This window comes from Synergistota bacterium (genome assembly GCA_021159885.1).
Taxonomy (GTDB): domain Bacteria; phylum Synergistota; class GBS-1; order GBS-1; family GBS-1; genus AUK310.
Window position 1 is genome coordinate 1 of sequence record JAGHDO010000077.1, and the last position, 9,518, is coordinate 9,518.

Consider the following 9,518-nt stretch of genomic DNA (forward strand, 5'->3'; position numbering starts at 1 on the left):
ATAGGAGATTTTGTCATATCAAATCCCGTGATAGTTTCCTTGAAAAGAGCCTTTCCGGATTCACTGATCGTTGTTGCGGTTAGAAAAGCCGTTGGGGAGCTCGCTCGCTTGTGCCCCTGTATTGATGAAGTTGAGGTTTATGACTATAAGGGCGAGCATAAGGGATTAAGTGGCTGGCTTGATATAATATCCCGTTTGCGGAGATACCGCTTTGATCTCGGCGTCGCCCCCAACTTTTCCTTTAGATCTGGCTTGCTTCTTTATCTGGCAGGCTGTAAGGAAAGGATAGCTTCTCCAACCGATGGCAGGGGTATCTTCCTGACTAAAAGGAGCGAGTATATTCCTCCGGGGTGCAGGACGGGAGACTGTTCCCTATATGCTTTTAGCTCTCTTACCGAGATTCGCCTTAAGGTTCTGGAACCTCTCGGCGTAAAGAAAGAGAAGTATCCCTGTTTTGATGTGTCGGAGTCTATTAGAGAAAAGGTATACGATCGCTTTCTAAAGGATCTTACCCCTCCGTTTTTCTCCATAGGAGCAACGGGCTCCAGGCTGGAGAAAAGATGGAGCTTAAGGAAGTGGAGAATCCTAATCGAGGAGCTTAATGAAAAATATAGGGCGAGCTTTCTTCTCCTCGGAACCGCTGATGATAGACCTTATTTAAGCTCCCTTTCTCTTCCCTTCGCTTTCAACACTGCGGGGCAAACTTCTATTTCTGATCTTGCTGGTCTCCTCTCCTTCGTTGACCTTCACATAGGCATCGACTCCAGCCATATGCATATCGCTTCGGCTCTCGGCGTGAGGTGCGTGGGTCTTTACGGAAGCTCAAACCCCTTTGCTTGGTCTCCCACGGCTTCTCCGGGCCTTGTGAGGTCCATATATAAGTTTCTTCCATGTTCGCCCTGTTGCGGAAAGTATCCGTGCTATTCCTTTAAGCCTTATGGGGTTCGTCCCTGCATGTCTTCCATATCGGTAGAGGATGTCTTAAGGGAGGTAAGAGAGCATATGAGAGCTATAAGAGCCGATGAGATTAAAAGGAATGAGTGAGCGAAAAAGCCCTCCTTTATGCTCGTTCCCGAGGCGATAACCCAGCCTGCCTCGTAATTTCCCAGTCCTAAGAATCCTGAAATAGGGATAAGAAAGGAACATTCCGCGCCTATCGATCCTTTAAAAGCTTCTATAAATTTCATTTTCCCCGATGCGGTGAGAAGTGAAGCTATTCCCGCGCCCTTTATGATCCATACGGCGTAGGTTATTCCGAAAGCCTTTGTTAGCTCCTCTCGCGTAAATCTTTCCCATCCTCGTGAATATACCTCTTTTAGTCTCGGTATAGTTAATATACCCTTGAATATCCTGTCTATAGCTTTGAATCCGAAAAACGCGAAGCCGAACTCAAAGGCTATCAGGCTTGAGCCTACCAAAGGGGAAAAAGTTAAAAGTAGCAAGCTCAATATACAAACGGCATCCATGCCTCTTCCTAAAAGGAGCAGGCTTCCGCTGATTAAGACTTTTATTCCCTTTTTCTTTAGCAAAGCTGGGAAGGCAAGTTCCCCCAGCTTTGCGGGCAGGATATTTGCGAGGGCGGTGTGAAAAGCTACTATTTTTAGCATCTCTCTGCGGGCTATAGGGCGGGGCAATAGTAATCTCCATCTTTCAGCTCTCAAGGGATAAGTGAGGAGGTAAAGAACGAAGGCTGGAGCTACTCCCCTGATCCCGGATAGCTTCCAGAGAGAACCAATGTCTTTTAAGGTGTTTTCCCTAAGGAGATAATAGGAGGTAATGCTTGCTATTATCGCTCCTAAGACTATGTAGGTTTTTCTCGTTGACATATCACTACTTCCTTTATCATATAAGGTTTTCTCCCTTGAGATTCATAGTATGTTCTCATGATAAGCTCTGCTATCAATCCCGTTGAAATAAGTTGGATACCAGCTATCATGAGCAGTATTGCGAGCAAAAGAAGGGGTCTCTTGGAGAGCTCTACTCCCTTAAGAAGCTTAAGTAGCGTGAGGTAAAGCGCTATAGCGAAACCTCCGAAAAAGCTTAGCAATCCCCATCCTCCGAGGAAGTGAAGGGGTTTTGTCCCATAGCTTAAGAGGAACTTAACGAGTATCAGGTCTAAAAGCACCTTGGGTATTCTCTCGAGCCCGTATTTTGACTTGCCTTTCCTTCTTGGATGATGTTTCACTGGTATCTCTGCCACCTTGGCTCCATTTATCGACGCAAGCGCGGGAATAAATCTGTGAAGCTCACCATACAGATTCAGATCTTTAAGAACCTCGCTTCTATAGGCCTTGAGCGTGCAGCCATAGTCGTGAAGATGAACGCCCGTTATCTTTGATATCAGCCAGTTAGCAATTTTTGACGGGATCTTTCTTCTTAGTAAGGTATCTTTTCTGTCTTTCCTCCAACCGCTAACCACATCGTATCCCTCGCTTATCTTGGAAAGAAGCCTGGGTATATCCTCGGGATCGTTTTGAAGATCTCCATCCATGGTTATGATTATATCTCCCCGTGCTGTCTCAAATCCCGCTGAGATGGCGGCAGTTTGCCCATAGTTTCTTCTTAGTATGATTGTCGTGACCTTTTCATCCGTGAGCGCTATTTGTTTTAGGATTTCGGTGCTTCCATCTGTGCTCCCGTCATCCACGAATATGATTTCATGGCTTAAGGTTTTTAACGCTTCCTTCAGCTTTTTGTAAAGCTCTTCTATGTTTTCTCTTTCGTTATATATGGGTATTACCACCGAGATAAGGCTTTTTACCGTTTTTTGAATATTCTTAAGGTTATCCATTTTCCGTTGTATAAAGAGAACCCCTCGCTTTCAAATATCTTTTTGTACCCCGGGATCTCTTCCCGGTAGCTTAAGATCCATTTCCCCTTTTCTCCAATTTTTATGTCCTTTCCGTAATAGAACACGGTTGATGGGGCTAAGGCTTTCTTGGTTGACCACAGCTCTGGGCATCTCTCATGGGCGAATACTCCCGCAAGATAATGTGGATAGAAGCTCTTAAACGGGCTTAAGACAAGCAAGGCTAAGGATAAGGCAAGCGCCGTTGAGAGAAAAACTCTCGCTCCCTTAAGATATAGGCTTATCGCCCAGAGAACGCCAACCGAAAAAGAGCTTAAAAATAAGCCCTTTTTAAGCTCCTCAGGCAGTTTACCTCCGAAGAAGTGAATTATCGCTAATGGAATAAGGATAAGAATTCCTCCGGAGAGCCAGTCCCAGAGAGATTCCCTTTCCTGCTCCATTATGAGAGCGAGTGCTGGATAGAGAGGAAGGATGTAATGGGGCAGTTTCGTCTTAGCTATGGAAAAGATAGTGAGAACCACTAAAAACCAGATGTAAAACAGGGCTTTATCCCTGTTCCAGTAGCTCAGTCCCTTAAGCAATTTGCCGAGATTTGGCACCGCTCCCATAAGAAGTATAGGTAGGTAGTAGTAAAGCGGTCCCGTGTGTCCTTCAAGTCCCGTTCTGATTCGCGCGAGGTTCTCGTGAAGCAGAAAATATTTAACCATGTCTTTCATTCCCTCTAAATAAAGTAGGGCGAACCAGCTTCCCCCGATGAGAACCGCGATTAATCCGGATAGAACGATTCCTTTTATGATTCTTCTATCGTAAATGAGAGCATAAATGATAAAGGTGATACCCCATATTGCCACGGACACTGGTCCCTTAGCCAAAACGCTTACCCCAAGCGCTATGCCAGCTGAAAGCCACTTTTCCCTGTATCCTAAAAGGAAAGCTAAGGTTAGGAAGAATACCATCGCTGAATCCATTCTTCCAACGCAGGCTAATAATATAGGCATAAGGCAAGAGAGAAATATTATGTGGGCTTTGCTTTTCCTGTACCAGGCTCGAAGCAGGTAAGCCGTAAAAAGCGTAAACAAAAGTGCCCATATCCTCGCGCTTATTTCACTGGGTCCGAAGATTTTAAAGGTGAATCCTGTTATCCAAAACCATAAAGGGGGTTTTGTCGGAAAGGGCGTTCCGTTAAAGTTTGGAATAAGCCAGTTTCCCGTTTTAGCCATTCTTAAGGATACGCTTGCATACCATGCCTCATCCATGTCGAGTATGGGATAGACGGATATCGCTATGGCTAAGGCTATTACTATAATGGATATCTTAAGCACCTTCTCTTTTATCACCTCCGATCGCTATTATGAACCCGATCAGGAGCGAGAAAACTACATCCGAGAACCAGTGAGCCTGTACTGCTACCCTGCTTATGGCTACGATAAAAGGGAATGGGAGAAAAATATACCTCCACGCTCCTTTTGTGCTCAAGTATAGCGAAAAGAAGACCCCGCTTGCAAGGGCGGTGTGTCCTGAGGGGAAAGACCAATAGTCAGAGTCAGTGATCTTATCATATCTGAACCAGTCGAGCTTATTTCCTACCCTCGGTCTTGCTCGTAATGTCCCGATCTTTATTATGTCCGCTATTGCACCGGCTGCTATTCCCGATATTAATGCTCTTCTCAAGGCGGTTTCTGCTTTTTCAAGCTTTGTTATGGATGTTAAACAGATTCCCATTATAATTGCGGGTAGAAGTTTTTTCCCGTTTCCTATGGCGTTTCCCAGATGGGTAAGCGGTTTTACCGAAGGTATCTTCATATTTCCATCTCCGAACGCGAGTGTTAACGATACCGCTAAGATTAAGATGTGAATAGCTCCCTTTTTCCTAAAGGGGGCAAGGAATGCCTCCTTGAGTTTTTTTCTTTCCTGGTATATAACTATGATGCATGGTAAGGAGATGAGGAAGAAGAAGAGTTTTTCCATACCTATGATTATAACAGAAACTTTTTTCGGGGCTTCCCCTTGTCAATTTAAATTTCTTTAATTATAATAGAAGTGGTTCTTGGGCTATTGAGCACCTTGATAAGTTGTCATATGGGATGTAACCTGCATTTTTCCCTTTCCTTCCCGCGAAGCGGAAAGGAGGTGAGAAGAAGAAAAGGCTTTACAGGGAATGGAAAGGGAGCGTTAAGGCAGGTTTTTAAACTGGTTATCTCTTTCCCTCCGGATCGGGGTTTTTCTCGGAGAAAGCCGAGGTAGGAAAAGTAGGAAAGCCTATTTGTAGGAAGCAAGGAAACATGGGATACTTGCTTCCCCTTTTCCTGCTTTTTCGGCTTTCAGGGAGGCTCTGAGTAGGGAGGGTGAAAAACTGAAGAAAAAGGAGGGTGTGTGAATGAGACGGTATGCTGTTATAGCTGCTTTGGTGGCTGTCTTAGCGTTGGCAGTACCAGCGTTGGCAACTAATCCGTTTGTCGATGTTCCTTTGAATCACTGGGCTTATGATGCGGTAGCTAAGCTCGCTGCTGATGGCATAGTTCAGGGTTATCCCGATGGGACCTTCCAGGGAAGCAAGCCGATCACGCGTTATGAGTTTGCAGTGGCTGTTGCGAGAGCTCTCGCTAAGATAGACAAGGAGAAGGCTTCCAAGGAGGATCTTGCTCTCTTAAAGAAGCTTGTCGTCGAGTTCCAGGATGAGCTCAACGCTCTCGGCGTTAAGGTTGACAAGATAGACAAGCGCCTTGAGACGGTTGAGAAGAACTTAAACGGCTTCCAATTCGCTGGGGAGCTCAGAGTTGACTTCTACTGGAATAATGGGGACTATTATGATAATCAAACTACACCGAACTATCAGGATGCTTCCATTAGCAGGGCGCGTTTACACATCAGCAAGCAGGTTGATGATAATGTGAGCATTTACTTCCGTATCGATGATGATGATGTTTTCAGCAAGGCTTACGCCACCATTAAGTTCCCATGGGATATCACGATGACGATCGGTCGCTTCTGCCCAGACTGGGAAGGTGAGCTTGGACTCTATGCTGACAATGATGCTATTCTGACCGATCGCACTTACAATCCGGTGATTTACTTTACCAAGAAGGCTGGTGCGGTTGATGCGGTGGCGTATTATGCTTATACAGATGATGATGAGCTTTCCGAGTATGGTGGTCGTCTTGATTTCCACTTCAACGATAAGATTAGGGTTGGCGTATTCTACATGGGTTGGACGACACAGCCCGGTAACAATCTTGACCCCAGCGTCTATGGTGCCGACTTCACCGTCAACTTCAGCGAGGGCTTTAAGATTTATGGTCAGTACATGTCTGAGGATCTCGGCGGAACCGTTACCGTTAACAATACTGCCGTTGATGACGCTACCATTTATAAGTTTGGTGCCTCCGTTGATCAGAGCGTGATTGGCTTCACCTCCTTCACGGTTGAGTATCTCCACATGGATCAGGGGGCGTTCTTTGCCAATCAACCGTTTGCTTACATAGAGGCGCAGGAGTTCCTTAGGACGGATGGCAATTCTCCCGTTCTTACGGGATATCTTATTGATGATGTAGACGCTGTTTTGGTAATGCTTACCCAGCAGTGGAGCGATAAGGTATCTACCACTGAGCGCTACTACAGCTTCGATTACAGCAATACTCTTAATGATCTTACCGCGTTTGCCTTTACCTTCAAGTATCAGTACACGCCTTCTACCTACTTCGAGTTCGCTTACGAAAACGTGGATTGGGACGAGGGTTCTGCTCAGCAGGATGAATCTCGCATCCGCTTCAGGACTTACATAAGCTTCTAATAGATTCAAAAAGCTTAGAAATAGAAGGGGCACCTCGTTTTTAACGAGGTGCCCCTTCTTTATGTATGCTATAATGGCTTTTGGAGCAATGGGCTTGAGAGGAGGCGACGCTGTTATGTTATTAAGCAGAAGATATATTTCTTTAAGCGTGGTTTTTTTCTTCGCTCTTTTGATTTTTACATCCTTTGCTTATTCTCTTCCACGGGTTGCGGTTATGGACTTCGAGAGCATCGGTGTTGATGAGTATCTGGGGGTTGCGGCGGCGGAGCTCGTTAGAACACAGCTTATAAAAACTGGTTCGTGTAGCGTTGTTGAAAGGGGCTTGCTCAAGAAAGTGATGGCGGAGCAGAGAATAGCCCTTTCTGGAGCGGTTGATGAGGCTACTGCAGTTAAGGTAGGTAAGCTGGTTGGGGCTAATCTCGTTGTTATAGGTTCTGTGAGTCGCCTTGGGGAAAAGATAATCTTAAACTCTCGAGTCGTCGATGTTCAAACCGGTGTGGCTAAAGCTGGGGAGACCTTTACGGGAGAGAGTGAGGATGACCTTGAGACCATGTGTATGAAGCTCGTTGAAAGGGTAAGCGAGGTTTTGTCGAGTCTGACTTATCCCTCAAGTCACGCTATGCATCCTCCTTCTCCTCCTCGAAAAAGGGAAACACCTTCTCTGCTTTCTTCCCACTCTTCACGCGCGGAGAGAAATCCTGCCATATCTTACGCCTTGAGCCTCGGCATAAGGAAGGATATTGCAAAGCTATTAAAGAGCTTTGGAGAGGACGGCAGGCTCGATAGATATGAGAGGCTCTTTATAAAATGGCTTTCCTATAATGATCCCTCGATTCAGCCGAAATACGCCCTGAGGTATAGCTTGGAGGGCAGAATAACGACTAAGGACCTAAGAAAGCTTCCTGATGCGGTTCTTCTTCGCGAAAGCTTTTCGGACAATCGCAATGGATGGGACATCGGTAGATTTGAAAGCGCGACTATAAGTATAGAAAATGGCCGTCTTTATTTCTATATAGAGGGTTCCTGGGAGTACTGGACGACGATTGAGCTTCCGAAGCTAAAGCGATTTAAGAAATATATAGTTGAGGTGACCGTTTCCAGAAAGGAAGGCTCTCAGGTTTATGGATATTACGGCATAGTATTTAAGGGGAAAGATGCCGATAATTGCTATATATTCTGGGAGGGAGACGATAGCTACTGGGCTGTTGAGAGGTTTATTAATTCTAAAAGCAAGCTCATAGTTAAGTGGCAGAAGGGACCGCAGATACTCGGTGCCTTGAGGGTGGTGGTCGATGGAAATAGATATAAGTTCTATCTCTTAAGCGGGGATGAGGTGAGGTATGTGGGAGAGGTCGAGGATTCAGAGATTAAAAACGGTGGAATTATCGGGGTTGCTGCATCCGGTCCCGCAAAAATCAGGTTTGACGACTTCAGGGTTATCATTCCCAGGGATGAGATTCTGAGGTAGCTTTTTTAAATTTCACCATTCCCAGAAGCGGGTTTATTTCGAAAACTACTTTTTCCTTTTTAGAGAGGAGGGGAGGTATCTCCCCTCGCCCTTTTCCTATTTCATCGAAAAATAGGGAGCTTCTTTCGGGATCTTTTATAAGGAATCTCATCCCTTCCCGCAACTTTAAGCTTTTTATCTTTTTGTATTTTCCGTCCTCTCCCGGTGCTTCCGCTATGATTTCCTCTTCTTTGAATAATAACTTCATCGTTGTGCACTTCGTTATGGCGAGTTCTCTTGCTTCCTCAATGAATGCTTTCACGATCTTTGCCTGCGCCTCTAATCTCTCCGTTTCAAGAAAGCCCCCTAAGTTCGTGCTTATAATGGAGAGCGCCAGGCCTATTATGAGAAGAACGATCAGGAGCTCGAGTAAGGTAAATCCCCTTTTCCTCACCAGTTGGTTATATCCGCGTTTACTCCCTCTCCGCCGGGCTTGCCATCCGCTCCATAGGAGAATAGATCATAGCTATCCTGGTTATGCTCTCCCGGGCATATATAAACATATGGTCTTCCCCATGGATCGAGAGGAATCTTTTTCATATAGCCTCCCTCTCTCCACTTTGGAGGAATCGGCTCCGTATCCGGTTTCTCGACGAGCGCCTCAAGCCCCTGCTCCGTGGTCGGGTAAAAGCCGTTGTCAAGCTTGTAAAGCTCCAACGCGGTTTCTATTTCCTTCATCTGCATCTTCGCTATCTCTACCTTAGCTTCTTCTCCCCTTCCTATGAGTTTTGGTATCACGAGCCCCGCGAGCAATCCCAGAATAACTATGACGATCATAAGCTCAATGAGCGTAAACCCCTTCCGTTTTTTCAATTCTCTTTGGCACCTCCTTTAAATCAGCGAAAGTCTATCCGCATTTATAAAATCCATATAGTCTCCTTTCAGAGCTAAAACATAGATTTTCTTTTTCGTTGCTCTGTTAATAATATTATCGTTTGCATAAAGCGTTGAATAAACCGGAATGATCTTCCTATCGCAATACTCCGGGAAAAACTCGAGAAACCTCGATATCTTTTCATCCACCTCGTCTATGTCTGATGGGCGAGGATAGCTTCGAACTTCCACAACGAAGACATAATCTCCTGCTACCGCTACGATGTCCGTCTCGTAGCTATCACCGTTTTTTCTTTTTAGCCTTCTCACTGATATATCGCTGATCTTGAGATTGAACCTTCTTTCTATTGCTTCAGGAAGCGCAGGAGCAACTATGTCCTCGACGAGGGTTCCCATCTTCCGGGCGAGATCGCCCCACTGTTTATACCATTCTTGCCTCAGGGTATCGATTCTTTCGTCGGTCTTCTTTCTTTCCTTTTCCATTTCCTCTTTCCATCTTTTGAAGTCCTCGTCTGATTTTTTTCTCCAAGCGTCCATTTCCTCTTTCCATCTTTTGAAGTCCTCGTCTGATTTTTTTC

The 9,518-nt window shown here is 45.4% G+C and carries 10 protein-coding genes; 3 read left to right on the top strand and 7 right to left on the bottom strand.

Features of this window, described 5'->3' with window-relative positions:
- On the top strand, positions 1-1,044 hold a 1,044-nt coding region (locus J7M13_07825; protein ID MCD6363881.1), incomplete at its 5' end, for a glycosyltransferase family 9 protein.
- Here the strand turns inward: J7M13_07825 and J7M13_07830 are convergent.
- The 4 genes from J7M13_07830 to J7M13_07845 are packed head-to-tail and all read right to left on the bottom strand — an operon-like array spanning position 936 to position 4,612.
- Complete coding sequence (locus J7M13_07830) at positions 936-1,826, bottom strand: flippase-like domain-containing protein (GenBank protein MCD6363882.1); 891 nt, start codon at positions 1,824-1,826, stop codon at positions 936-938. The genes J7M13_07825 and J7M13_07830 overlap by 109 nt on opposite strands.
- Positions 1,802-2,791, bottom strand: a complete 990-nt coding sequence (locus J7M13_07835) for a glycosyltransferase family 2 protein (protein ID MCD6363883.1) — start codon at positions 2,789-2,791, stop codon at positions 1,802-1,804. The genes J7M13_07830 and J7M13_07835 overlap by 25 nt, the downstream gene beginning before the upstream one ends.
- Positions 2,758-4,131 carry a glycosyltransferase family 39 protein gene (locus tag J7M13_07840; GenBank protein ID MCD6363884.1) on the bottom strand — a complete coding sequence of 458 codons (1,374 nt, stop codon included), beginning with the start codon at positions 4,129-4,131 and terminating at the stop codon, positions 2,758-2,760. Before J7M13_07840 ends, J7M13_07835 begins: the two co-directional genes overlap by 34 nt.
- The gene (locus J7M13_07845; GenBank protein MCD6363885.1) at positions 4,124-4,612 is read right to left on the bottom strand and encodes a phosphatase PAP2 family protein; all 489 of its coding nucleotides are present in this window, start codon (positions 4,610-4,612) and stop codon (positions 4,124-4,126) included. Before J7M13_07845 ends, J7M13_07840 begins: the two co-directional genes overlap by 8 nt.
- Before the next feature lie 574 nt (positions 4,613-5,186).
- On the opposite strand from J7M13_07845, the gene J7M13_07850 reads away from it, so the two are divergent.
- Positions 5,187-6,599 (top strand): S-layer homology domain-containing protein, encoded by a 1,413-nt coding sequence (locus J7M13_07850; protein MCD6363886.1) that lies wholly within the window; start codon positions 5,187-5,189, stop codon positions 6,597-6,599.
- Positions 6,600-6,660: 61 nt separating this feature from the next.
- Positions 6,661-8,067, top strand: a complete 1,407-nt coding sequence (locus J7M13_07855) for a hypothetical protein (protein MCD6363887.1) — start codon at positions 6,661-6,663, stop codon at positions 8,065-8,067.
- Here the strand turns inward: J7M13_07855 and J7M13_07860 are convergent.
- The 3 genes from J7M13_07860 to J7M13_07870 form a co-directional block, all read right to left on the bottom strand.
- On the bottom strand, positions 8,039-8,500 hold the full coding sequence (locus J7M13_07860) for a prepilin-type N-terminal cleavage/methylation domain-containing protein (protein ID MCD6363888.1): 462 nt from the start codon (positions 8,498-8,500) through the stop codon (positions 8,039-8,041). The two genes, J7M13_07855 and J7M13_07860, sit on opposite strands and share 29 nt — an antisense overlap.
- Entirely contained in the window at positions 8,497-8,919 is a 423-nt protein-coding gene (gene gspG, locus J7M13_07865; protein MCD6363889.1) for a type II secretion system major pseudopilin GspG, read from the bottom strand. The genes J7M13_07860 and gspG overlap by 4 nt, the downstream gene beginning before the upstream one ends.
- 18 nt (positions 8,920-8,937) lie before the next feature.
- Positions 8,938-9,518: hypothetical protein (locus J7M13_07870; GenBank protein MCD6363890.1), on the bottom strand; the 581-nt coding region annotated here is incomplete at its 5' end.